The organism is Bacteroides acidifaciens, from assembly GCF_903181435.1.
Taxonomy (GTDB): Bacteria; Bacteroidota; Bacteroidia; order Bacteroidales; family Bacteroidaceae; genus Bacteroides.
Genome location: NZ_CAEUHO010000001.1, coordinates 1,698,141 through 1,724,614, shown reverse-complemented (window position 1 = coordinate 1,724,614; position 26,474 = coordinate 1,698,141). Strand labels below are relative to the sequence as shown.

The window sequence follows — 26,474 nt, the reverse complement described above, 5'->3', positions numbered from 1 at the left end:
TATATGGGGGAAAAGAAGGTTACGGGCACAAAAAATGTATATGAACTGGCACAAGAGCGACTGAAGGTTATATTTAACGAGTTTGATAATATCTATGTATCTTTCTCCGGCGGCAAGGATAGTGGAGTATTGTTGAACATGTGCATTGACTATATCCGGAAGAATAACTTGAAAAGACGTATCGGAGTCTTTCATATGGATTACGAGATTCAATATAAGATGACCATTGATTATGTAGACCGGATTCTGGAAGCTAATAAGGATATCCTGGAGGTGTACCGTGTGTGTATTCCTTTCCGCGTATCTACATGTACATCTATGTACCAATCATTCTGGCGTCCTTGGGAAGACAGCAAGAAGAATATATGGGTGCGCTCCATGCCCAAAAAGGCAATGACCAAGGATGACTTTCCTTTTTATAACACAACGATGTGGGATTATGAGTTCCAGATGCGATTTGCGCAATGGATACATAATAAGAATGACGCAGTGCGGACTTGCTGCCTGATTGGGATTCGCACGCAGGAAAGTTTCAACCGGTGGCGGTGTATCTACATGAGCCGCAAGTTTCAAATGTATCATAAGTACAAGTGGACATCGAAAGTGGGGAACGACATTTATAATGCCTATCCTATCTACGACTGGAAAACGACGGATGTATGGACTGCCAACGGAAAGTTCCAATGGGATTATAATACACTGTATGACCTTTATTATCGGGCAGGTGTCAATTTGGAACGGCAGCGTGTGGCGAGTCCCTTCATTAATGAGGCACAGGAGAGCCTTCAGCTCTATCGCGTGCTCGATCCCAATACATGGGGCAAGATGATAGGACGGGTGAACGGTGTCAACTTCACCGGAATGTATGGCGGTACCCATGCCATGGGATGGCAATCGGTGAAACTGCCCGAAGGATATACATGGCGTGAGTTTATGTACTTCCTGTTGTCTACCTTGCCGGAGCGGGCACGGAAGAATTATCTTCGGAAGTTGTCGGTGAGCGTAAATTTCTGGCGGACGAAAGGGGGCTGTCTGGGTGAAGCCACCATCAAGAAACTGATTGATGCCAAAGTGCCGATTATTGTCATGGACAACAGTAACTATAAGACGTTGAAGAAGCCGGTGCGCATGGAATATCAGGATGATATTGATATACCGGAGTTTAGGGAGATACCTACCTATAAGCGAATGTGCATCTGTATCATCAAGAACGACCATGCCTGCAAGTATATGGGATTCTCGCCGACGAAGGAAGAGATGAGTAAAAGAAGTCAAATAATGGAACAATATAGAATCATAGTGTCATGAGTGTAGATAAAAGCCCTGTTTACGAAGTAAAAGCGGTGCCCGTAGAGAAAGTACATGCAAACGATTATAATCCGAATGTCGTAGCGCCGCCTGAAATGAAGTTGCTCGAACTTTCCATTTGGGAAGATGGCTTTACGATGCCATGTGTGTGTTATTACAACAAAGAAGAAGATAACTATATTCTGGTGGACGGTTATCACCGTTATACTGTACTGAAAACGTCGCAACGTATCTATAAACGCGAGAACGGACTGCTCCCGATTGTAGTGATAGATAAAGACTTGTCGAATCGTATGAGCTCGACGATACGGCACAATCGTGCCCGTGGGATGCACAACATTGAATTGATGTGTAATATTGTTGCGGAACTCGACAAGGCAGGTATGTCCGACCAGTGGATTATGAAAAATATCGGTATGGACCGTGACGAATTGTTACGTCTGAAACAAATTTCGGGTTTGGCGGATCTCTTTGCCAACCGGGAATTCAGTATTCCTGACGAAGTTGCGCCTACAGAAACAGAACGCAAGGTGTTATAATCTGATGGCTATGTTTGATATATAAAAAAACTATTACAACGCGATTATTATGAATATGGAAATTAATCCTTCTGAATATAAAGTGCTCATTGTGGATGATGTAATCTCAAACGTGCTTTTGCTGAAGGTACTTCTGACCAATGAGAAATTCAATGTTGTGACAGCCGGCAATGGTGCACAAGCATTGGAACAGGTGAAGAAGGAAAAACCGGATTTAGTACTGTTGGATGTCATGATGCCCGATATTAGCGGGTTTGAAGTGGCGCAACAAATGAAGGCAGATCCGGAAATGGCTGAAATTCCGATTATTTTCCTGACGGCACTTAATAGTACTGCGGATACCGTGAAGGGATTCCAGGTGGGTGGAAATGACTTTATATCGAAGCCGTTCAATAAAGAGGAACTGATTATCCGTGTGACGCATCAGATTTCACTGGTCACGGCGAAGCGAATCATTGTGGCGCAAACGGAAGAGTTGCGTAAGGCACGTCAAGGGATGTGACAAACTCTACTTTATATAGTATAACGTCAGTTCGATATAAGCCTATACTTCCCGAAGGAGGGGAAGCCATGCGGGCGAACTTATATCGAACTCACGTTATTATAATTCTGAAAACAATCTATCGTTTACAGATTGCCTTAAAGTCGCAGTACGAACATTTCTTTATATCTTCGGTTTGCGTAAAAGCTTCTTTCTCATCGAAAATCTCTTCTAATAGTGCTTGCAGGCGTTCGCGGAATTCGTCCTCAAAAAAGGCGAAGTTATTTACCGGCATTTTCGGTTTGCGGGGTTCTCCCATTTCAATAACGGGCGAATAACTTTCCGATGCTGCTCGGTGGATATAGAGTAGGGCAGGAGCTACCATCAGCGATTGTTTCCGGCTCATAATGGCAGCATAGAGAAATGTCTGGAAGATATAATTCGGGCGTGTTTCCGAAGGGGTAAACAACTGCTCTATATTGGCTGGTGTTTTGGGGCTTCCGCCGGTTTTGTAATCAACGATTCTCAAAGTTCCTTCCTTAGCGTCCATACGGTCTATTGTTCCACCCAAACGGAGAGTGAACGGGCCTTGTCCGGTGCGGATAGTTATTTCTTCTACAACTTTCTCTTCCATGGCAATCATTTCAAAAGGAGTATATTGAAGGTCATTGCGTAACAACTGTTTCAGATAGGAGAGAATGACTTTGGAGTTGATAAGTTGCACGCCATTGTATTCGGGTTTTTCTTCAGGAGCTACCTTGAATAGTTCTTTCTTGAATGCTCGGTCAACATAGCTTTGCAGTTTGACCTCATCACGGAGTAAGCGTTCCAGGTCTTCTTTCTGTATCATATTTCCGTTGGCTGTCAGCTCGGTATATGCCAGTTGGGCGGAGAGATGGAAAATCGTTCCGAACAGAGCGGAGTCGATTTCTGCACTGACTTCATCAGGAGTCTTTAGTCCTGCCACATACCGGTAGTAAAATCTCAACCGACAATCGAGGTATGCGTTAAGGGCGGAAGGGGAAAGAATGACGGATTTCGGGTTGGTGCTGTCGTAAGCACGGTAAATTCGTCTTAATACCTTCGGTGTCTTCTCGATTTGTATCTCTTGATTGCTTTGCGGAGATTGTCCGGCTTCCAGATATTCACGGGTGATTTCGTGAGGTCCTTCCACTAATAATTGTAGCATGAAACGGGATTCTTCTCCACGATTCAAGCCATCTGAAGAGGTGTTGTAGAGTAAAGTGATATTCTCTGCCCGTTGTATCAGGCGGTAGAAGTAGTAGGCGTAAACCGCATTTTTGTGTTCGATGGTCGTCATGCCGAAAGCCTTTCGAAGATTGTATGGGATGAATGAGGATTCTCCACCGGATTTGGGCAGTTGTCCTTCATTGAGAGATAGCATCACAAGGTTGCGGAAGTCAAGATTACGCGTTTCCAATACGCCCATCACTTGCATTCCGATGGCAGGCTCGCCGTGGAAAGGGATATTAGAGGCAGTCAGTACTTTGCTAATCAGCCTTTTTAATGTGTCGGTGCGAACGTTCAGTTCTCCACTTTCAATCAAGCTATAGAGACGGTTGATTTTAAGATGGCTCTGGAATAGGGATTCTCTATAAAGTTGATTGAAAATGTCATTGTATTCTCCTTCCTTGCGGTACAGGATGGAGATATCTTTGATTAGTCCGACAAGGTAGTCGCATAAGTCCTTGATGCCGCTGCGGGGAGTGAAGAGATTGGCTAGGAAGTCATCTTGTTTTAATTCCGAAGGGAGCGGATAGAAGCGGTTTGTCTTTGTCAGTTCATCTTCCAGTGAATCGGCATGAGTGGACAGTTGTTGAGTGTAGGGATGTTTCAATATAGCCGATACTGCTTCGTAGGTAAATCGTCCGGTATCGCTACGATAACCATTGGTCTGCAATTCCATTGCTGCGTTGATAAAGCTGTATACGGGAGTTTGCGCCAATGGGAATCCCATAGTGATATTGACGTTCTTCACTTCTTGCGGAATGGAATGGAGTATGGGAAGCAACAGTGCTTCGTTACAGAGTACTACTGCATTTTCTTTTTCTTCACATTCACTATTAGAGAAGGTTGTACGTATCCATTCGGGAAGGAAGCGCGCTTGTGCATTTTCGGTAGATGCGGAAATGTAGCGTATATTTTTGGGTGTTTTGAAAGAGTCGAAATAACTATCCGGAAGCTCGTTCGGGAAATCCTGTAAGTTACGTTTAAGGAATTCTCCGGCTTCATGCTTCTTGATTTGTTGGGTATAGAATATATCATAATCCCAATAGAACATGGCTTTATCTGCGTCCTGCAGCAGTTTGAAGAGTTGGTGTTCTACTTTATTCAGTACATTAAAACCGACGAATATATATTTGTCATATTTGAGCCGGTCAGTATCGAGCTGCTCGATGACATTCCGGTAGAGCATACCTTCGTAGGCAATGCCTAGCTCTGCGAGGTTCTCCTGATAGCGATGATAAATAGAGCTTAGTTTGTCCCAAAGGGAAATAAACTTCGCCTTAAGTTCCGTCCGGCGTTCGATAGAGAAATTCTGGAAGAATTGCCGGATAGCTTCTTCTTGCTCTTTGTCCAGAAAGTCATAGTCATCCATCAGGTTCTTCAAGTCTTGCAGATTGCTGAAGAGTTTGTCTGCATCTACCATGTTCTTATCTACATCATCGAAGTCGCTGATAAGCAGTTCTCCCCAAAAGTAGAAATCATCCAATGTCTCCTGGCTTTGTGTTTCTTCCTTGAACACTTTATAAAGTTCGCAAACTAATCGGATAGGGTCACCGGTTTTCTGTACAGATAGTTTCTGAAACAGGTCGCTGATACTCATTGCAGCGGGAGCCCAAATTGGTTGGTCGGATTCTCCTGCCAGGTATTCATTGAAAAACAGGTTGGCACGCTTGTTCGGGAAAACGAGTACCGTACGTGACAGGTCGTTTCCTATTTTGGAATATAAATCGTGAGCGACTAGTTGGAGAAATGTTTGCATATTGTTTTAATACTTAGAACCTAATATTTAATACTTTTGAATTTTAGACTTTTTCTATTCTTTCTTCGTCTACATACCACAAATATCCGGTAATATTCTCATATCCCATTTTTGTGAGCAGTTGCATATATCCTTTCACTTGCTTATTGTATTTGGGATTCTCTTTGCCGAATTTAAAATCGACGACAACTACCTGCCCGTCTTTCATCATTACACGGTCGGGACGGCGAGTTTGCAAGGCTCCTTTTTCCTTGTAAATGATGGCACATTCGTTGAACAGTGTCCATTCTCCTGAATACCAGTCTTGTATCTCGAGGGATGAGAAAGCCTTTTGTGCGACTTCACGTGCCATTTCCTCTTTTTCTTCGTTTCTGATTACTCCTTCAAAGATAAGCCGGTCAATGGCGGGTTCAATATCCTCTGCCGTTTCGATAACGGAGAATAGGGTATGCAGCAAACGTCCGCGATTGATAAAACGGTCGTCGGATTCCTCTTCTTCAATTCCTTGTATGAAGTCCGCTGAGCGGTTGGACTGGCGGAATTCAATATCATGGCGCATGGACTCCATTTGAACAGGTAGCTTTTCCGGTTTCTGAGTAAGCTTATTGGTAGAGGTCTTAGCTTTATCTTCTTCCGAAGGGCAGAGTCTACCTTGTTCATAACACTCTTCTTCCCAATCTATCCCTTCTTTGAGCGCTACGACAGGGAGTGCGTTTGCCAATAGTTCCGACATTGTACCTTTCTGGGCTTTTTTGCTCCAGATGATAAGATTCTTTCCTGCCCGGGTGAAAGCGACGTACAGCAAATTTAAGTTGTCTACCCATAGTTGCAAGCGTTCGTGCAGATAGTCGTTTCCATATATGGATTCCGCCATCTGCGTGGAGTAGTTGATAGGAAGAATATCCAAAGCGTTGAAGGGGGCTGCCTGAGGGGCACACCATACTAATTGGTTATTCGTTTCATTCTCTAATTTCCAGTCACAGAAAGGAAGAAGCACTGTGTGGAATTCCAATCCTTTGGATTTGTGTATGGAGAAGATTCGGATACCTTCTACCTCTCCGCTTGGAATCGTTTTGCTGCATAATGTTTCATCCCAATAACGGATGAATGCGTCAAGCTCGGAAGAGTTGTTTTGCAGGTAATCCGTTACTGCATCAAAAAAGGCAAACAAGTAAGCATCCTGGGCCTTGATATTCTTCATCTCGAAGATGCTGAATAGTTCCTCTAACAATTCATAGAGAGGCATTAGCCTCAGTTCTTTTATCCTTTCAAGAAATGCGGATGGAAGATAGTTTTCGACAGGAAGAAGCAGGAGGGCATTCCAGTCCAGCCCTTTTTGTAAAACTTCGTTCTGATAGGCTACTGCCAGTTGGGCACGGGCTATCTTATTGTTTTCGTCCGAGAGATAGCGCAAAGCATCCATCATCATACAAATAGCCAAGGAAGCATTCAGGCGGAATGCTTCATCCGATACTATTTTGTAATGCAGCTCTTTGTCAAAATAATCAGCGATGCGTGGGATGCTTTTGTTCTTTCGTACAAGGATGGCTATGTCATTTAGCCGTACACCGTTGGCAAGCAGATGTTCTACTTCTGCTCCCAGGCTGATTAGTGTCTGTCCGGTATAGTCGTGCTCTTCGTCGGGTTCGAGAAAAGAGACTTTTACATATCCCTTTTCTGTACTTCGGGGAGATTCCTGCACGACATCGGCATAGGCTTTTTGTAGGTCTTCGCAATCTTTGCCGAGTTGTTGCTGGTAAACTCCGTTCAGATAGTCGGCAGCAGCTGTGAATATATGGTTGTTGAACCGGATGACAGTGGTCTCACTACGCCGGTTGGTAGCCAATGTCTTGACACGAATCGGGAAATGTTCGATATGGTCGTTCAGTCCGTTGAGAATTCCCCAATCCCCATTTCTCCAACGGTAGATAGATTGCTTCACGTCTCCGACAATCAGGCTGTTTGCCCCTTGGGATAATCCTTCGAGTAAAAGTAGTTTGAAGTTACCCCATTGCATTCGGCTGGTATCTTGAAACTCGTCTATCATGACATTGCGGATATTCGTCCCTATCTTTTCGAATACAAAAGAAGAATCGCCGTCTTTTACTAATTGATGGAGTAGGGCGTTGGTGTCTGACAGTAGGAACCGGTTGTTATCGTGGTTCAGTTGGCGTACTTCTTCGTCGATATTGGCGAGAAGTTGTACTTTATTGAGATGTTGCAGGGACAGCCGGCAACTGTTCAGCAGCATATTGTTTCGTGGACGTAACTTTTCGGCATCTTCCAGAACTTGCATAAGGCTGGAATTAGCCAAGTTTATGATATCCGCATAGCGGGGTGAGGTCTTGGCTGCCCAGTTCTTGGCGTCTTCCAGACATTTTTCCACTGTGACATTACGTATATCGTTACCTAAAATCCCATTGTTGAGTTTACGGAAGTAGCTGCCGATTCCTCGTGAGCCACCTTTCAGGTCATCGGCAGTCAATGCGTGTCCGTCCAGTTCTCCTTCGAATTGGTCGTAGAAGCCTTTCATTTGTTCCAAAACCTCAGTCTCTAGGGCTTTCAGGTGTTTACGGTATTCTTTGATAGTATCCGGGTTGCGCAGTCGTTCACGAAGTTTTTCTCCTTTCTCAATGTAGCCTTCATCAAATATATTGCGTCCGAAACTCTTGACTTCGTCCGATACGTTCCAACGTTTATCGTCGGCAATCCGTTCGTTGATATAGTCTAACAACCAGGCGAGGACAGGGGAGGTAGGACCTAACTTTTCAATCATACTGTCCACTGCGTCACTAAGTACTTCGGTGTTGTTCAGTTCTATATTCAGGTTCGGACTGAGTTCCAATTCCCGTGCCAGGTTACGCATGACGGACTGGAAGAAAGAGTCGATTGTCTCTACCCGGAAACGGCTGTAATCATGCAACATATAGCTGAGGGCAACACCTGCTGCTTCACGTATTTCCTGCTCCGTTTTACCAGTCTCTTCCTTGATACGGTTGAGATAGGCTTCAGAATCTTTATCACTCGTCTGGATACCATAAAGCTGGCTGAGAATGCGTTCTTTCATCTCTGCCGTGGCTTTGTTTGTAAAGGTTACAGCCAAAATCTGCCGATAGGCGCGTGGATTGAGAATAAGTAGCTTAATATATTCTACAGCCAGGGTAAATGTTTTTCCCGATCCTGCAGAGGCTTTATAAACAAGGAGTTCGCTCATTATCTAATAATAGGATGAATTAATAAAACTTTTTCTTCGCCTGCTTTCAGAGCATTGATGACAGATTTATTATAGAAATATTGGAGATTGTGACATTCTCTTTTAATTCTACAGGACAAAAATAATGAAAGAAGTAGAGACAAAGAAATAAAAACAGGAAAAAAACTTTTTGAGTTTAAGTGTATTAGTGTTGCCAGCTGTATTGCTACAAAAGCCTTATTTTCTTAAAATTCTTAATAAGCATTAAAAGAACAGGCTTCAGTTTAGTCCCGTAGTTCATTTAGTTGTATTCTTTATATAACACCATTAATAATAAACATGAATCTAAAGTTGATTTTGAGAACGCTAATGTTCTTTTTGATTGTATGGATGTGCACGTCTTTTGCATATGCCCAAATACCTTTAATAAAAGACGGAAAGACGAAAGCAAAGGTTATATTAGAAGAAGATAACCATGTGAATAGGGTAGCTGCTAATCTTTTTCAATCTTTCGTTCAAAAAATAACGGGCAAAACTTTGCCTATTGTAATAAAACAGATTCCACAAAAAGGAGATATCTTTATTGGTGGAGAAACTACTAAGGAAGTGACAGAGGATGGATTCTTTATTTCTACTCAAGATGGCATTTTGAGAGTTTCAGGTAAAGACAATGGAGTCGTTTATGGAATCGTAACCTTATTAGAACAATATTTAGGCGTTGATTACTGGGGAGAAAATGAATATTCTCTCACACCACAGAGAACAATAAATTTGCCTTTGATTAATAAAATAGACAATCCGGCTTTCCGTTATCGCCAGACGCAATGTTATGCTATCCGTACGGACTCTGTCTATAAATGGTGGAATCGGCTGGAAGAACCCAGTGAAGTCTTTGCTGCCGGTTATTGGGTGCATACCTTTGATAAATTATTACCTTCCTCTGTCTATGGAAAAGAACATCCTGAATATTATTCTTATTTTAAGGGGAAACGTCATCCGGGAAAGGCTAGCCAGTGGTGCTTGAGTAACCCGGAAGTCTTTGAGATTGTAGCACAACGCGTTGATTCTATTTTTAAGGCAAATCCTGATAAACACATTATGTCTGTAAGCCAGAATGACGGTAACTATACAAATTGTACTTGTGATGCATGTAAGGCTATTGATGATAGGGAAGGGGCATTGTCAGGGAGTATAATCACCTTTTTGAATAAATTGGCTACCCGTTTTCCTGATAAGGAGTTTTCTACCTTGGCTTATTTATACACAATGAACCCGCCGAAGCATGTGAAACCATTGCCTAATGTAAATATAATGCTTTGTGATATTGATTGTGACCGCGAAGTGACATTGACTGAGAATGCTTCAGGTAAGCAATTTGTGAAGGCAATGGAGGGCTGGTCTGCTATAACTGATAATATATTTGTTTGGGATTATGGTATTAACTTTGATAATTATCTTGCTCCATTCCCCAATTTCCATATCTTGCAGGATAATATCCGCCTTTTCAAGAAGAATCATGCTACCATGCACTTTTCTCAGATAGCAGGAAGCAGGGGTGGAGACTTTGCAGAGTTGCGTGCTTATCTGGTATCGAAGTTGATGTGGAATCCGGAAGCTAATGTAGACTCATTGATGCAACATTTTCTGCATGGCTACTATGGCGAAGCTGCACCTTACCTTTATCAATATATAAAAGTGATGGAAGGTGCGTTGATTGGCAGTGGACAAAGACTATGGATTTATGATTCGCCTGTCTCCCATAAATATGGAATGTTGAAACCGGCCTTGATGCGTCGTTACAATGATTTGTTTGATTTGGCGGAAAAAGCAGTTGAAGCAAATGATACATTCTTGAAAAGAGTGCAGCGTGCCCGTTTGCCGCTTCAGTATTCTGAGTTGGAAATAGCGCGTACGGAAACCGTGAAAGACTTAGCTGATATAGATAAAAAGTTGACACTTTTTGAGGAGAGAGTGAAAGAGTTTAATGTTCCTACATTGAATGAACGTTCTAATTCACCGATAGAGTACTGCGAGCTATACCGTAAACGTTATATGCCGCAGACCGAACGGAGTTTGGCATTAGGAGCCAAGGTTTCTTATATTATTCCGCCTACCGGGAAATATGTAGAGATAGGAAAGACGGCATTAGTGGACGGACTGTTTGGCGGAGCTACTTTTGTTGACAGTTGGGTAGGCTGGGAAGGAACCGATGGTGCGTTCATCATAGATTTAGGAGCAGAAAAGGAGATTCGTAGTGTAGAAACAGATTTCTTACATCAGATAGGGGCGTGGATTCTCTTTCCTTTGCAAGTTACCTATTCTTATTCGACGGATGGAGAACAATATACTTTGTGGGGCACGACTGATTTGGCAGAAGAACGCTCCGGTAAGGTCGGATTCCGCGGAGTCAAGACAGAATCTGCAACGCCGATAAGGACACGTTATGTAAAAGTGGAAGTTACAGGAACGAAAGAATGTCCGACCTGGCATTATGGTGTAGGGCATCCTTCATGGTTTTTCATAGACGAAGTGATAATAAAATAAAAAAAAGTAGGGGGAGACGTTAGTAGTTTCCCCCTTTTAGTTGTATTATATATAGATGGGTTAGAAAAATGATTTTTTTATCTATATACTATGATTTATGCAACAGAATAAAATTGCTTCTCAACGAAACTCTATCAGCCCGGCTTGCTGGGTTCCTACCGCTTATTTTGCAATGGGGCTTCCCTTTATTGCTATTAATCTGGTTTCCGTATTCATGTTTAAGGATTTGGGAATTTCCGATACACAAATCACCTTGTGGACTTCCCTTATTATGGCACCTTGGACATTTAAATTCTTATGGAGTCCTTTTCTTGAAATGTATCGAACAAAGAAATTCTTTGTATTGGTCACAGAATTGCTGAGTGGAGTCTTGTTTGGTATAGTAGCCTTTTCTTTATTCTTCGATTACTTTTTTGCCATAAGTATTTCTACAATGGCTATAATAGCTTTTAGTGGAGCAACACACGATATAGCCTGTGACGGTGTGTATATGGCCGAATTAAACAAAGAAGATCAAGCGAAATATATTGGAGTACAAGGTGCTTTTTATAATGTAGCCAAATTAGTTGCCAATGGTGGATTGGTTGCTATGGCAGGTACATTGGCCGAACATTTTGGAGCCATAGAAGGTGCTTCTATAGAAGCTAATAAAGGAGCATATACATCTGCATGGATGATCATTTTTGCGGTTATTGCAGTGATTATGGTGTTGATTGGCATTTACCATATAAAAATTTTACCTTCTTCACAAATTCCGTCAACAACAAAGAAAACGTCATCAGAGATTGAAAGAGAATTGATGACGGTTATTGAAGCCTTCTTAACAAAGGAACATATATTCTATTATATCTGCTTTATTCTTTTATATCGCCTGGCGGAAGGATTTATAATGAAGATTGCGCCGTTATTTCTGCGTGCTTCAAGAGATGCCGGTGGGTTAGGATTGTCCTTGACGGAGATTGGTACGTTAAATGGAGTTTTTGGTTCTGCAGCTTTTGTACTTGGCTCTTTGTTGGCAGGTATTTATGTCTCCAAGTTCGGATTGAAGAAGACACTTTTTACTCTTTGTTGTATATTTAATCTTCCGTTTGTCGCATATACTTTCCTGGCAGTTGTACAGCCTACTGACGTGTATCTGATAGGAACATGTATAACGATGGAATATTTCGGATATGGTTTTGGTTTTGTCGGACTGACATTGTTTATGATGCAACAGATTGCTCCGGGAAAACATCAGATGTCGCATTATGCATTTGCATCAGGAATTATGAACTTAGGAGTAATGTTTCCAGGAATGGCGAGTGGCTATCTTAGTGACTTGCTGGGCTATCGGAACTTCTTTATTTATGTCTTGATTGCGACTATTCCTGCTTTTCTGATTACTTACTTCATACCTTTTACGTATGATGATTCAAAAAAATAAATAATATAAAAAACATTGATTATGAATAAGATTCAAATTCCTTGGGAAGATCGTCCTGTCGGATGTACGGACGTAATGTGGCGTTACTCACAAAATCCGGTTATCGGACGCTATCATATTCCTTCTTCTAATAGTATATTCAATAGTGCCGTGGTGCCTTTCGGAGACGGCTTTGCAGGAGTATTCCGTTGTGATAATAAAGCTGTGCAGATGAATATCTTTGCCGGGTTCAGTAAGGACGGTATTCATTGGGATATTAATCACGAGCCTATTCAGTTCAAAGCCGGTAACACGGAAATGATTGAATCGGAATATAAATATGATCCTCGTGTGACATGGATTGAAGACCGTTATTGGGTAACTTGGTGTAATGGTTATCATGGTCCTACTATTGGTATTGCTTATACTTTCGACTTTAAGGAGTTCTTCCAATGCGAGAACGCTTTCTTGCCTTTCAATCGTAACGGGGTACTTTTCCCACAAAAAATAGATGGCAAATATGCCATGTTGAGCCGCCCCAGTGATAATGGACATACTCCGTTTGGTGATATATACATCAGCTATAGCCCGGATATGAAATATTGGGGTGAACACCGTTGTGTGATGAAAGTGACTCCATTCCCGGAAAGCGCTTGGCAGTGTACGAAGATTGGTGCCGGTTCAGTACCTTTCCTTACAGATGAAGGCTGGTTGCTTTTCTATCACGGTGTTATCACTACTTGCAACGGTTTCCGATATGCAATGGGTTCTGCCATACTTGATAAAGATCATCCGGAGAAAGTACTTTACCGTACTCGTGAATATCTGATTGGCCCGGCTGCTCCATATGAACTTCAAGGTGATGTGCCTAATGTAGTATTCCCTTGTGCCGCTTTGCAAGATGGAGAACGTGTAGCCGTTTATTATGGTGCTGCAGATACGGTTGTAGGCATGGCTTTCGGATACATTAAAGAGATTATCGACTTTACTAAACGAACAAGTATCATTTAATAAAGTTATGAGACGTATTTTATTAACTTACACACTTGCTTTCGCCCTTCTTCCCGTTTATGCGGGAGAAGGCGGAAGCCCTCCTGCTAAAAAGAATCTTTTGATAGATTATGTAGATCCTTTTATCGGAACTACTAATTTCGGTACTACCAACCCAGGGGCAGTCTGCCCGAATGGCATGATGTCTGTGGTTCCTTTCAACGTGATGGGCTCTTCTGAGAATACATATGATAAAGATGCCCGATGGTGGTCTACGCCTTATGAATATACCAACTGTTTCTTTACCGGATATGCTCATGTGAATTTGAGCGGAGTCGGTTGTCCTGAATTAGGTTCCTTATTATTGATGCCTACTACCGGAGAACTGAATGTAGATTATAAAGAATACGGTAGTAAATATAAGGATGAACAGGCTTCACCGGGTTATTACTCCAACTATCTGACTAAGTATAATGTAAAGACAGAAGTGTCTGCCACTCCACGTACTAGTATTGCCCGTTTTACTTTCCCAAAAGGTAAAAGTCATATATTGTTGAATCTGGGAGAAGGACTGACGAATGAAAGCGGTGCCATGCTTCGTCGTGTAAGCGATAGCGAAGTGGAAGGAGTAAAATTACTTGGTACATTTTGCTATAATCCTCAGGCTGTATTTCCTATTTATTTTGTAATGCGGGTTAAAAAGACACCTGCTGCAACCGGATATTGGAAGAAGCAACGCCCGATGACGGGTGTGGAAGCCGAATGGGATCCTGATCAAGGGAAGTATAAATTATATACCCGCTATGGAAAAGAAATAGCAGGTGATGACATCGGCACTTATTTTTCTTTCGATACGGAAGAAGGGGAACAAGTGGAAGTGCAGATGGGAGTTTCATTTGTCAGCATAGAGAATGCCCGACTGAATTTAGACCGTGAACAATCGGGAAAGAATTTCGAGCAGATTCATACTGACGCACGTGCAAAATGGAATGATGATTTGTCACGTATAACTGTAGAAGGCGGAACAGATGCTCAGAAAACAGTATTTTATACGGCACTTTATCATTTATTGATTCATCCGAATATCCTGCAAGATGTCAACGGAGAATATCCGGCAATGGAAAGCGATAAGATTATGACAACAAAGGGAGACCGCTACACGGTATTTTCTCTTTGGGATACCTATCGTAATGTCCACCAATTGCTGACTCTTGTCTATCCGGAACGTCAAATGGAGATGGTCCGTACCATGCTTGATATGTATCGGGAACATGGCTGGTTGCCTAAATGGGAATTATATGGAAGAGAGACATTGACGATGGAAGGTGACCCTAGCATTCCGGTAATTGTAGATACTTGGATGAAAGGATTGCGTGACTTTGATGTTGACTTGGCTTACGAAGCAATGTACAAATCAGCGACTTTGCCAGGAGCGGAGAATCTGATGCGCCCGGATAATGATGATTATATGTCAAAAGGATATGTATCTCTTCGTGAACAGTATGACAATTCCGTATCCCATGCGTTGGAATATTACATTGCAGACTTTGCGTTATCCCGCTTCGCCGAGGCTTTAGGTAAAAAGAAGGATGCGGAAATGTTCTATAAACGCTCTTTAGGCTATAAACATTATTATAGTAAAGAATTTGGTACGTTCCGTCCCATTCTTCCTGATGGAACCTTTTACAGTCCGTTTAATCCGAGACAAGGAGAGAATTTCGAACCGAATCCCGGTTTCCATGAAGGTAGTGCGTGGAACTATACATTCTATGTACCCCACGATGTATATGGGCTTGCTAAATTGATGGGGGGAAAGAAATCTTTTATCGAAAAGTTGCAAATGGTTTTTGACGAAGGTCTTTATGACCCGGCTAATGAACCGGATATTGCCTACCCTCATTTATTCTCATACTTTAAAGGTGAAGAATGGCGTACACAAAAAGAGACTCAACGTCTGTTGGATAAGTATTTCACAACAAAACCGGATGGTATTCCGGGAAATGATGATACGGGAACAATGTCCTCATGGGCTATTTTCAACATGATAGGTTTCTATCCGGATTGTCCGGGACTACCCGAATACACATTGACGACTCCGGTATTTGACAAAGTCACAATTCGTTTGAATCCGAAATGGTATAAGGAAAAAGAGTTGGTGATTGAGACTAATCGTACTCAACCGGGAACTCTATATATCAATAAGGTGGTATTGAATGGCAAGAAGTTCAATAAATATCATATCACACACGATGAACTGGTTCATGGTCAACGCATATTTTTTGATTTAAAGTAACACACAGTGTTTCATAGGTATCGTTTTTGGGTTGACAGGGCTGTCGGACTTTTCGGGGTTCGGCAGCCCATTTTTTTTACATTTATTCTTATCATTATATCCAATAAAAAGAGTGACGGTATATACCCGATATAGCGTCACTATATGGATGGTATAGCGTCACTATCCGAGTCGGATACCGTCATCATCCTGCTTTGTTATTTCTCGATTCTCTTTTCTTTTATTTATTCTCTATTATATAAGCGGTTACAAAACACCTCTTTATTCGTCTACTATACAAATAGCGTATAATAGAATTAAAATGAAAAAGAATTTATTTAGACAGATCCTTTGGATACTGATATTGGTGGAATGTTTTCCTTTATTGGCTGTTGCCGCATCACAGCAAAAAGAACAGCGTTATAAGATTGCCGTATGTGACTGGATGATTTTGAAGCGTCAGAAGATTGGCTCGTTCCAGTTGGTGCATGAGTTGAATGGTGATGGAGTAGAACTGGATATGGGTGGTCTTGGAAAAAGGGAAATGTTTGATAACAAACTGCGCGAACCTCATTTCCAGCAATTGTTTCGTGAAACTGCCCGGAAGTTCCAATTGGAAGTTCCTTCTGTTGCTATGTCCGGATTTTATGGACAGTCTTTTTTAGAGCGTGCTAATTATAAGGAACTGGTACAAGATTGCTTGAATGCAATGAAAGTAATGAGTGCTAAAGTCGCTTTTCTTCCGTTAGGTGGAATAAAAGCAGGTTGGGAAAAGGAACCGGAACTGCGTGCGGAAGTGGTCACACGCTTGAAAAAGGTGGGGGACATGGCTGCTTCTGAAGGAGTAGTTATTGGTATTGAAACCCAATTGGATGCTAGAGGAGATGTAAAACTGCTGAAAGAAATTAATTCTCCCGGTATTAAAATCTATTTTAAATTCCAGAATGCATTAGAGAATGGCAGGGATTTGTGTAAAGAACTTAAGATTTTAGGGAAAAAGAGAATCTGCCAGATTCACTGTACAGATACAGATGGAGTGACTTTGCCTTTTAATAAGAGACTAGATATGGACAAGGTGAAAAAGACACTCGATAAGATGGGATGGAGCGGATGGTTGGTTGTAGAACGTTCGCGGGATAAAGATGATGTACGGAATGTGAGGAAGAATTATGGAACTAACATAAAGTTTTTGAAAGAGGTGTTTCAATAATAGTGTCACTTTTTATTAAATTGGAACTTTTATCATGTTAAGAATCCGGACTTATATTAAGTTCGTTTTTTTGTCTTTATAAACTTCCCGGATTAAGTTTGTAATCATGCTTTTTTTATAAAATTCATTATCTCCATTATGGTATTAATCTGCAATTTTTGGATGGATTGTAGGAAGATATAACTTGCAATAAAGAAAGTTATTACCATATAAAATGTGTTCAGAAGAAATAAAGTTCACGTTTATTTGATTTTTATACTTTTTATGTGATTACATTTTCTTCAGTTGTTCGTCCTGTTTGTGTGTATATAGAAAAAGAAGATTATAGTTTTATGAATCTGAAGTGAATAAATTTTTTTAGATACAAGTATTTATTTGAAATATTTTTTAAGACTGAAGATAGTATGTATTATTTTTGTTTAATTAAAATTTAATCTATGAAGAGTAAAGTAAAGATTAAAAAGACGGTTGTCGAAAGTTTAGTTTGCTTGTCGATGATTCTTTCAGTTAGCTCTTGTGCGGGAGATGGGTTTGATGAAGAAACCTTTTCGGGAGGCGTGCAGGGGGCACAATTGAAATCTCCGGAGGCATCAGAAGTGGCTTTTGCCAAACTTCCGGGTACTAATAATGTAAAGGTCACTTGGCCTGTGGTTATGGGAGCGGGGGGGTACCGATTTTCCTTATATATTGTAGATGACCCAACTAATCCGGTTGTGGTAGTAAAGGATAGTATTATAGATGGTTCGTCTGTGGTGTGTCCTTATATAGAGGATACTAATTACAAAGCAGAAATTATCACGTTGGGTAATGAGAAGTTGAATAACACGGCTTCTACTACACCTGCCGAGCCTACGTGGACGACACTTGTTCCTGCAACTATTGTTCCTCCTGGAGATTTAACTGCATGGTTTACAAATAATCCGATTACTACAGGCAAAGATGTAGAAGTGGCATACGAGTTGGAAGCTGGTGGCGAATATACGATTTCAGGCAATTTGGATTTTGGTATAAACAATGTGCAATTGCGTGGAAACAAACTGAAGCATGCAAAAGTGAAGTTCACAGGTGCAGACGGTAAAATATTAACGAGCGGGGGAGGATTAGCATTGAAGTTTATAGATTTTGATTGCGATCTTGCTACAACAGGAATATTTTTGGGATTCGGTGATATTGTCCCGGGAGAATTGGAAACATTTGAGGCGTGGGGAATTACTTCTCCCATTATAACAAATCCGATCATGATTCAATCTTGTAATATCAAGAATGTTAGAAATAAATTTATTGATATTAATGGAAAGAGTTATGCAGTGCAGAACCTTATCATTAGAGACTGTATTGTTGAAGCTTACCAAAAAGTTGATTTTATTAATTTCAATAAAGATATGGCTTTTGTAAAAGATATGGAAATAAGTAATTCAACTTTCTATAGTCATCTTCAATCGGGTAACCGTTTTATACGGCATTCAGGTGCAAATGCGCAGAATGTACCGGGGTGGTCAACCGGAAGCATGAAATTCTTGAATAATACTTTCTACAATATATCATACTCCGGACAGAGTTTTAATGGAAATGGTTGGAAAAAAGACTTCAACTCAGTCGTGTCAAAGAACAATATTTTTTGTGATTCTTTTAACGGACAATTCAATCAGCGTATCAGAGTACAGAGTACTACAGTGGCAATGACTTTTGGAGATAACTGTTACTGGTATAATGGGGGAATTCCAGTGAATGAAACAACTGGTCGTGGAGAAGGTGACAAGACAACTACTGCTTATAATGTAGATCCCGGATTTGCCAATCCTGTTGAAGGAGATTTCACTCCGAGTGCACCTGAAATACGTGCTCATGCAAGCGGTGATCCGCGTTGGCTAAATTAAAAAGAGTATAAATCTAGAAAACGATAAAGATGAAACTTAAGAATATACTTAGAATTAGTTTTGGTCTGTTTCTTGCTTTTGTAATGGTTATACCTGCGATAGCACAGAATTCTAAAACATTCAAAGGGGTTGTTCTGGATGAGACCGAACAACCTATCATTGGGGCTGCTGTAAAAGTAGTGGGAACAACTATAGGAACGATTACAGATTTTGATGGAAATTTCACATTGAATGTTCCCGATGGTAAGGAAGTAGAGATATCCTATATAGGATATGTGACACAGCATTTTTCTGCACCTTTCAAACTGACAAGAATCATAATGAAAGAGGATGCTCAGCAGTTGGACGAGGTAGTTGTGGTAGGCTATGGTACACAGAAAAAAGCGCATTTAACTGGTGCCATTGCTACTGTACCCGTTGATGAGATTCAAGATATTTCAAGCGGTAGTTTGGCAAATACATTGAGCGGTTTGGTAAATGGAGTATCTGTTAGTGGAGGTGATACTCGTCCAGGGCAGAACGCAACAATTACCATTCGCCAGAATAATGCATTGGAAAATATGGGAAACTCAAATCTGCAACCGTTGTACGTTATCGACGGATATATTTATCCTACAGAAGTGAAAGTGGGAAATTCTTATACTAATTTGGGTGCGGAAGCGTTTAATAATTTAGATCCGTCAGTAGTAGAAAGTATTTCTATTTTAAAAGATGCTTCGGCAGCAGTGTATGGTGCCCGTGCAGCGAATGGTGTTATTCTGGTAACTACTAAAAAGGGGAAATTGGGAACTCCGAAAATCTCATATAGTGGGACATTTGGTATTACTGACGAAGTATCCCGTCCGAAAATGTTGAGTGCATACGAATATGGTAAATTGTGGAATGCAGTACGTATGGCTGATCCGACTGAGACTGGTATTGATCCTTTAAGAGCCATTTTTCAACAAGATGAGTTGAATGCCATGAAGGGGTTGAATTATGATCTTTTGGATAAATATTGGGAATCTGCGTTGACACAACAGCATAGTGTGAATTTGAGTGGTGCTACTGAAAGGGCTAGTTATTTTGCTGGTATTTCTTATTTTGACCAAGATGGTAATTTAGGTAAGCTGGATTACAACCGTTGGAATTATCGTGCTGGTATTGATGTAAAGATTAGTAAATGGGTGAAGGCGAATGTGCAAGTTTCAGGTGATTATGGAAAGAAGAATACTCCCTTGAATCAAGTGGGTGGTTCATCTGCTGAAAAGGATTATAATACGCTTCTGACGCATCCATATTATATACCTGAGTATGTGGGTGAACATGCGGTAGCTGCTTATGGTCCCACAAACTCACAGGTTAGTAATATACAAAATTACAATTTCAATGTACTTCAGAATAATGGAGACTATAGACGGAATATGACGTCCAATATGAATATTAATGCAGGATTGGAATATGACTTCGGGTGGAATAAATGGCTGAAAGGCTTGAAATTGAAGTTTACTTATTCGAAGAGTATCAATACTAATAAGACGAATGATTATGGTACTTCATACGAACTTTATTACATGGAGACCCGTGCAGGTAGTGGACAGCATTTGTATACTCCGATTGATGGGGCGGATAATAGTGCGTTTGAAAACTCCAATTTCTTCTATGCAAATAGTGGCAAACCGGTAATTAACTCCAGTACAAGTGATATAACCGGATATTTATCTCGTGCTATGACTCGTTCGGATAATTATCAGATGAATTTTATGGCAACTTATAATCGTGATTTCGGATTGCATTCAGTAGGAGCTTTGTTTTCTATTGAAAAGTCAGAATCAGAGACTGAATATTTGTATGGTATGGTTACTAATCCGTATGAATTTACTACAGGACAATCGAATTCGGTAGACTGGAATAGTACACCAAGTACGGATTTTACTCGTTTTGAATCTGGTAATTTATCTTATATCGGACGTTTGAATTATTCATATGATAATAAATATTTGTTAGAATTTCTGCTTCGTTCGGACTCATCCACTAAATTTGCTCCTGAAAATTATTGGGGATTCTTCCCGTCAGTATCTGCAGGTTGGGTAGTATCGCAAGAAGAATGGTTTACTCGGAATGTGAAATGGATTGATTATTTGAAAGTACGTGCATCTTTCGGTTTGACAGGGCGTGACAATACAGAACCATGGAAATGGTTACAGACTTACGGAACAGATAAAGATAAAGGTCCTGTATTCGGAACAGGTATGACTTCTAATGCAGGTAGTCACCTCACAATGAATAAAAACAATGCAGCTATCAACCGGGATGCTCATTGGGACAAGTCCTATAAAGGCAATTTCGGAATTGATCTAAATGTACTTGATAGCCGATTGTCCTTTAATGTGGATGCTTATTATGAATGGAATCGTGAAATGCTGCTTAGTTATAATGCATCGGTTCCTTCTACGGTAGGCGCCAATTCTGCCAAAGTGAATTATGGCGAAATGAATGCTTACGGTATTGAGTTGTCTGCGACATGGAGAGATAAAATCGGCAAGGATTTTAAATATAAGATTCAGTTGAATACCGGTCTTAGTGATAATGAAATTCTTGTGAGAGACTGGGATACAAACCCAACATATAAGAGTTATAGGAAAGGTGACCGTCTTGATTTGGGTACATGGGGTATGCAGTGTATCGGTATGTTCCGCAGCTATCAGGATATAGACGAGTATTTTACTAAATACAACATCACTTCTTACATGGGCTATGCAAAAGAAGATGTAAAACCTGGTATGTTGATTTATAAAGATGTACGGGGAGAGAGACAGGCAGATGGTACATACGCAGCACCGGATGGGGTGGTAAGTGCAGAAAATGACCAAGTACGATTATCGAATCGGAATAACCCTTACAGCATGACGATGAATCTCAATGCAGAATGGAAGGGAATTTCTCTGACTGCTCAGTTCAACGCAAGCTGGGGTGGTTACAGTTTCTTGCCTGACGATGCGATTTCTTTGGGAAATCAGGGTACATCGGCTAATAATTATAATGATTTGGAATATGCGAATATGCCTTCGTTCTGGAACACAGATAATATGTTTGTATACAATGATGTAGTGGATGCAGCAGGCAATGTAGTCGTGAAAGCCAATCGTAACGGTAAATATCCGAACTTGCGATGGAGCAGTGTGAATGCCCAGAAATCTTCTTATTGGAGAATAAGCGGAACACGTATCAAATTGAATCGTTTGACATTGGCATATCGTATACCGTCAAAATATACAAAGATGTTGGGAATAGAAAGTTGCCGTTTCAACGTAACAGGACAGAATCTGTTGAGTTTCTATAATCCTTATCCGGACAACTTCATCGATCCGATGACTATTTATGGTAATTATCCTACGCTGCGTAAATTTACGATTGGTGTTAATTTAACATTCTAAAAGAACAGTATGATGAAAAGAAAAAATATATTCCGTATTAGTATTGCTTTCCTTGCTGCGATGTCGTTTACTTCATGCAGTGACCAGTTTATGCAAGATAAGCAGAATTATGACAGTACTACTACCGATGCTTATAATTATTGGAGTGGGGCGCTGGCACGTGTGGCAGATGTTTATAAAGTATGTCTACCCGATCCTAAGGGTGTTCCTAGTGCTATGTTTAACAGTACCGGTTTGGCGGATGATCAATCAAAGTCGACTGAAGAATATAGTGGGTTTAGTGCTTTTGTTGACCCTCTCAAGCCACTGACATATCAAACCGGAAACAATCCTGTACCTGATTATTTTGAAGGAACGAAAGGAGATCCCATCACTTCGGCTTACGGACGTATTCGTAATATTAATGATGCTATTGCAGGTATTGAGGGCAGTACACTTTCGCAGGATGAAAAGAATGAGTTGTTGGGACAGGTTTATTTCTTTCGTGCATGGTGTTATTATAATCTAGTGAAGTGGTATGGTGGTGTGCCTATTATAACGGAAGTACAAGAACCGGTCGAGAGTTCGGTAACTCCCCGTTCCTCTGCAAAAGACTGTTTCGATTTTATCTGTAATGATTTGGAGAAAGCTGAGACGATGTTGGCTCCTTTCACAGGGGCAGGTCAGTGGATGACAGGTGATAATTACGGTCGTGTTACTTCCGGTACGGCAGTTGCTTTGTTAGGGCGTGTACGCTTGCTTTATGCTAGTCCATTGTTCAATCGTTCTAATGATGAAAACCGTTGGAAACAGGCTTATACTGACATTAAAAGATCGATTGACGTGTTGGCGGCTGCCGGCTACGGATTAGCAAATGAAACTCCGGGAACGAATGCTTCCAACTGGGCTAAGATTTTTACAGAAGTTCCAAGTAAGGAAGCGGTATTTGTGACACTTCACAATACGCTCACAGAAGGTACTCCCGATTATCGTAAAAACAACACATGGGAGCAGGGTATCCGTCCGTCCAACGCTTTGGGAGGGGGAGGCAAAACTCCTTCTGCCATGTTGGTAGATATGTTCCCGATGTCCGACGGTAAGATACCTGCCACATGCAACACATACACTACGCTGACAAAATCAGCCGTAACTTACGATCCTCAGTTTCCTTTCATCAATCGTGATCCACGTTTTTACCGTACGTTCGCTTTCCCGGGGGTTCGTTGGGCATTCAACGGTGACCCACGCCTGTCGGAAAATCAAAATCCGTATGATGGACCCAGTTATGAACTTTGGAATTACACATGGTATACTGATGCGGCTTACGTAGATGATATTGAAGCGAATAGTGATGTTACGTATGGTGCCGATGCTCTTTTAAAGAATGTGAAAGGCTTTTATGTCCGTAAACGTTCAGATGATAGAGATGTCAATTCGACTTCACGTTATGTTTTCGCAACTTCCGGAGGATTCACCCGTTCGGCTGCCCCGTATATGGAAATCAGATATGCTGAAGTATTGCTCAATTATGCGGAAGCGGCTTGTAATGCAGGCGAATTAGGCGTTGCTGTTGAACAATTGCAAAAAATCCGCGCCCGGGTTGGTTATACTGCTGAAAATAATTTTGGACTGGAAGTGGGTTTAGGCAGTGATCAGGCAAAGTGTATGGCCGCCATTTTGTATGAACGTCAGATAGAGTTGGCTTATGAAGGCAAGCGTTTCGATGATATGCGCCGTTGGATGCTGTTTGACGGTGGAGCTGTTCTGCCTGACGGAGCGCCTGCCACTTGGAAGTTGACCGGTTGGGGTGGAAATACTTGTACCTATCTTGGTTTCAAACCGATGAACGGACAACGTCGTGAAAATCTTGAATTCCGTGTGAATATTGACGGAGGAAATGGAGTTGGAGTGGGTGGAACAACAGTTGATTCCGACCCGTTAGTAAAAGTTGGGGTTACCCGTCCGGCAGCAATGGATTTGAGGAAAGATCTTGCCGGCGAACAGGAACGATTGAAAGCTTTCTATAAAGATAACTTAATTCGTAAAACAAAGAAAGGTGATTCTTATGACGACAGTCATTCTGAACTGTATGTCACTTTCCTTCCAAGGTACTATTTACTTGGGTTTAATCAAGGTATTCAAAGTAATAATGACGCATTGCCGCAAACGATCGGTTGGGGTGACTATTTGAATGGTGGGGCTAACGGAACTTTTGATCCATTGGCTGAATAAATGCCCTCGGACTCATTCCTTGTAAAGGGCTGAAAATACAGAAAATTGCCATTTCCTGTTCTTTTTGAAAAGAAGAAGACGGGAAGTGGCAATTTCTATTAATTCCCTTTTGTTCCGAATATTCCTAATAAAATATTTTATATTTGCCTATCAACTTTAGCAATAAAATAGGTGGAAAAAAGAAATATTATTTCTCCTTACTGATTACAAATCCTTTTCTCTTTCGTCTTATTATTGTATTTTTGAATTAACAACTTCACAAAACCAAATAAAAATGAAGAAGAAGCATCTACTTTTAGCAGCTTTCGCTGCAACAATGTTGGCTCCGACCATTGCATGGGCACAATACCCGCAAATATCCGGCGAAGCCAAAGAAAACTATACGAAGATGATGACCGAAGAGCGGAGACGTTCTGACGAAGCATGGGCAAAAGCGTTGCCGATAGTACAAAAAGAAGCAAGAGAAGGCCGCCCTTATATTCCTTGGGCTGGTCGTCCGTATGATTTGCCACAGGCTGATATCCCTTCATTCCCAGGTGCTGAAGGTGGCGGTATGTACAGTTTCGGCGGTCGTGGCGGCAAAGTGATAACTGTAACAAATCTGAATGACCGCGGACCGGGCTCTTTCCGTGAAGCATGTGAAACCGGTGGTGCACGTATTATCGTGTTCAATGTTGCCGGTATCATCCGTCTGGAGTCTCCGATTATCGTCCGTGCCCCTTACGTTACTATTGCAGGACAAACAGCTCCGGGAGACGGTGTTTGTATCGCCGGAGAATCATTTTGGGTAGATACGCATGATGTCGTAGTACGTCATATGCGTTTCCGTCGTGGAGAAACGAAAGTATGGCATCGGGATGACTCTTTCGGAGGTAACCCTGTTGGTAATATAATGATTGACCATTGTTCCTGTACATGGGGATTGGATGAAAACATATCTTTCTATCGTCACATGTATGATCCTAGTGAAGGACAATATGAAAGCAAAGATTTGAAACTTCCTACTGTGAACGTAACTATTCAGAATACAATTTCAGCAAAAGCATTGGATACATATAATCATGCATTTGGCAGTACATTAGGCGGTGAGAACTGTGCATTTGCCCGCAATCTCTGGGCTAGTAACTCAGGACGTAACCCTTCTATCGGTTGGAACGGTATATTCAATTTCGTTAATAATGTAGTATTCAATTGGGTTCACCGTTCTTCCGATGGTGGTGACTATACTGCAATGTTCAATATGATTAACAACTACTATAAACCGGGACCTGCTACTCCCAAGGATTCCAATGTAGGACATCGTATCTTGAAACCGGAAGCCGGACGCAGTAAGTTGGATCACAAAGTGTATGGACGTGTTTATGCCGATGGAAATATCATGGAAGGCTATCCTGAAATAACTAAAGACAACTGGAACGGCGGTATTCAGATTGAAACCCAGCCGAACACTGACGGATATACCGAATATATGCGTAGCTATCAGCCTTTCGAGATGCCGTATATCAATATTATGGGTGCTAAAGATGCTTATGATTATGTATTGAAACATGTAGGCGCAAATATTCCTTGTCGTGATATTGTAGACGAACGAGTGGTTGAAGAAGTTAGAACAGGTATTCCTTATTACGAAAAGAAGCTTCCGAAAGACGCTTATGGTGATTTGACAGGTTTATCTCCTAAGTCAATGGGTGAAGACGGGCAGTTTAGATACCGTCGTTTACCGAAAGATTCTTATAAACAAGGTATTATTACAGATATTCGTCAAATGGGTGGCTATCCTGAGTACAAAGGTACTCCTTATGTAGATACAGACAAGGATGGCATGCCGGATGAATGGGAAATCGCAAACGGATTGAATCCGAACGATCCGAGTGACGCCAATAAAGATTGTACGGGTGACGGATACACTAATATTGAAAAATACATCAATGGTATCAGTACGAAACACAAAGTAAACTGGCGTGATTTGAAAAACAACTACGATACTTTGGCTGAAAAAGGAAAATTAATGTAATCGCCGGCAA

At 41.2% G+C, this 26,474-nt stretch carries 13 protein-coding genes and 1 pseudogene; 12 read left to right on the top strand and 2 right to left on the bottom strand.

Going from position 1 to position 26,474, the window contains the following annotated elements; all coding sequences use genetic code 11:
• Positions 1–3: 3 nt before the first annotated feature.
• From CLIN57ABFB40_RS07010 to CLIN57ABFB40_RS07000, 3 genes and pseudogenes are all read left to right on the top strand, one after another.
• Positions 4–1,308 (top strand): DUF3440 domain-containing protein, encoded by a 1,305-nt coding sequence (locus CLIN57ABFB40_RS07010; protein WP_175629479.1) that lies wholly within the window; start codon positions 4–6, stop codon positions 1,306–1,308.
• Positions 1,305–1,847, top strand: coding sequence for an IbrB-like domain-containing protein (locus tag CLIN57ABFB40_RS07005; protein WP_175629478.1), 543 nt, complete (start codon positions 1,305–1,307; stop codon positions 1,845–1,847). Before CLIN57ABFB40_RS07010 ends, CLIN57ABFB40_RS07005 begins: the two co-directional genes overlap by 4 nt.
• Before the next feature lie 49 nt (positions 1,848–1,896).
• Positions 1,897–2,365 (top strand): annotated as a pseudogene (locus tag CLIN57ABFB40_RS07000) (response regulator); the annotation flags it as partial.
• 102 nt (positions 2,366–2,467) lie between these two features.
• Here the strand turns inward: CLIN57ABFB40_RS07000 and CLIN57ABFB40_RS06995 are convergent.
• Entirely contained in the window at positions 2,468–5,335 is a 2,868-nt protein-coding gene (locus tag CLIN57ABFB40_RS06995; RefSeq protein WP_175629477.1) for a PD-(D/E)XK nuclease family protein, read from the bottom strand.
• A gap of 43 nt (positions 5,336–5,378) precedes the next feature.
• Positions 5,379–8,549 (bottom strand): UvrD-helicase domain-containing protein, encoded by a 3,171-nt coding sequence (locus CLIN57ABFB40_RS06990; protein WP_175629476.1) that lies wholly within the window; start codon positions 8,547–8,549, stop codon positions 5,379–5,381.
• A 348-nt stretch (positions 8,550–8,897) separates the two neighbouring features.
• On the opposite strand from CLIN57ABFB40_RS06990, the gene CLIN57ABFB40_RS06985 reads away from it, so the two are divergent.
• From CLIN57ABFB40_RS06985 to CLIN57ABFB40_RS06945, 9 genes are all read left to right on the top strand, one after another.
• On the top strand, positions 8,898–11,072 hold the full coding sequence (locus tag CLIN57ABFB40_RS06985; protein ID WP_410489603.1) for a DUF4838 domain-containing protein: 2,175 nt from the start codon (positions 8,898–8,900) through the stop codon (positions 11,070–11,072).
• A gap of 97 nt (positions 11,073–11,169) precedes the next feature.
• The gene (locus tag CLIN57ABFB40_RS06980) at positions 11,170–12,495 is read left to right on the top strand and encodes an MFS transporter (protein WP_175629474.1); all 1,326 of its coding nucleotides are present in this window, start codon (positions 11,170–11,172) and stop codon (positions 12,493–12,495) included.
• 21 nt (positions 12,496–12,516) lie between these two features.
• Complete coding sequence (locus CLIN57ABFB40_RS06975) at positions 12,517–13,485, top strand: 1,4-beta-mannosyl-N-acetylglucosamine phosphorylase (RefSeq protein ID WP_175629473.1); 969 nt, start codon at positions 12,517–12,519, stop codon at positions 13,483–13,485.
• A 7-nt stretch (positions 13,486–13,492) separates the two neighbouring features.
• A complete protein-coding gene (locus CLIN57ABFB40_RS06970) occupies positions 13,493–15,757 on the top strand; it encodes a GH92 family glycosyl hydrolase (protein WP_175629472.1) in 2,265 nt (754 codons plus the stop codon).
• Between the two features lie 301 nt (positions 15,758–16,058).
• Positions 16,059–16,946, top strand: coding sequence for a sugar phosphate isomerase/epimerase family protein (locus CLIN57ABFB40_RS06965; protein WP_175629471.1), 888 nt, complete (start codon positions 16,059–16,061; stop codon positions 16,944–16,946).
• A 437-nt stretch (positions 16,947–17,383) separates the two neighbouring features.
• Positions 17,384–18,823 carry a DUF4992 family lipoprotein gene (locus CLIN57ABFB40_RS06960; protein ID WP_175629470.1) on the top strand — a complete coding sequence of 480 codons (1,440 nt, stop codon included), beginning with the start codon at positions 17,384–17,386 and terminating at the stop codon, positions 18,821–18,823.
• 29 nt (positions 18,824–18,852) lie between these two features.
• Positions 18,853–22,239 carry a SusC/RagA family TonB-linked outer membrane protein gene (locus CLIN57ABFB40_RS06955; RefSeq protein WP_175629469.1) on the top strand — a complete coding sequence of 1,129 codons (3,387 nt, stop codon included), beginning with the start codon at positions 18,853–18,855 and terminating at the stop codon, positions 22,237–22,239.
• A gap of 12 nt (positions 22,240–22,251) precedes the next feature.
• Positions 22,252–24,450 (top strand): RagB/SusD family nutrient uptake outer membrane protein, encoded by a 2,199-nt coding sequence (locus tag CLIN57ABFB40_RS06950; protein WP_175630350.1) that lies wholly within the window; start codon positions 22,252–22,254, stop codon positions 24,448–24,450.
• A 274-nt stretch (positions 24,451–24,724) separates the two neighbouring features.
• Entirely contained in the window at positions 24,725–26,464 is a 1,740-nt protein-coding gene (locus CLIN57ABFB40_RS06945; protein ID WP_175629468.1) for a thrombospondin type 3 repeat-containing protein, read from the top strand.
• Positions 26,465–26,474: the final 10 nt, after the last annotated feature.

Bases quoted from the DNA above. Each gene is read 5' to 3' on its own strand.
- CLIN57ABFB40_RS06975 (WP_175629473.1), top strand. From the start codon at position 12,517: ATGAATAAGATTCAAATTCCTTGGGAAGATCGTCCTGTCGGATGTACG.
- CLIN57ABFB40_RS07010 (WP_175629479.1), top strand. From the start codon at position 4: ATGGGGGAAAAGAAGGTTACGGGCACAAAAAATGTATATGAACTGGCA.
- CLIN57ABFB40_RS06950 (WP_175630350.1), top strand. From the start codon at position 22,252: ATGAAAAGAAAAAATATATTCCGTATTAGTATTGCTTTCCTTGCTGCG.
- CLIN57ABFB40_RS06980 (WP_175629474.1), top strand. From the start codon at position 11,170: ATGCAACAGAATAAAATTGCTTCTCAACGAAACTCTATCAGCCCGGCT.
- CLIN57ABFB40_RS06995 (WP_175629477.1), bottom strand. From the start codon at position 5,335: ATGCAAACATTTCTCCAACTAGTCGCTCACGATTTATATTCCAAAATA.
- CLIN57ABFB40_RS06990 (WP_175629476.1), bottom strand. From the start codon at position 8,549: ATGAGCGAACTCCTTGTTTATAAAGCCTCTGCAGGATCGGGAAAAACA.
- CLIN57ABFB40_RS07005 (WP_175629478.1), top strand. From the start codon at position 1,305: ATGAGTGTAGATAAAAGCCCTGTTTACGAAGTAAAAGCGGTGCCCGTA.
- CLIN57ABFB40_RS06985 (WP_410489603.1), top strand. From the start codon at position 8,898: ATGTTCTTTTTGATTGTATGGATGTGCACGTCTTTTGCATATGCCCAA.
- CLIN57ABFB40_RS06965 (WP_175629471.1), top strand. From the start codon at position 16,059: ATGAAAAAGAATTTATTTAGACAGATCCTTTGGATACTGATATTGGTG.
- CLIN57ABFB40_RS06955 (WP_175629469.1), top strand. From the start codon at position 18,853: ATGAAACTTAAGAATATACTTAGAATTAGTTTTGGTCTGTTTCTTGCT.
- CLIN57ABFB40_RS06945 (WP_175629468.1), top strand. From the start codon at position 24,725: ATGAAGAAGAAGCATCTACTTTTAGCAGCTTTCGCTGCAACAATGTTG.
- CLIN57ABFB40_RS06960 (WP_175629470.1), top strand. From the start codon at position 17,384: ATGAAGAGTAAAGTAAAGATTAAAAAGACGGTTGTCGAAAGTTTAGTT.
- CLIN57ABFB40_RS06970 (WP_175629472.1), top strand. From the start codon at position 13,493: ATGAGACGTATTTTATTAACTTACACACTTGCTTTCGCCCTTCTTCCC.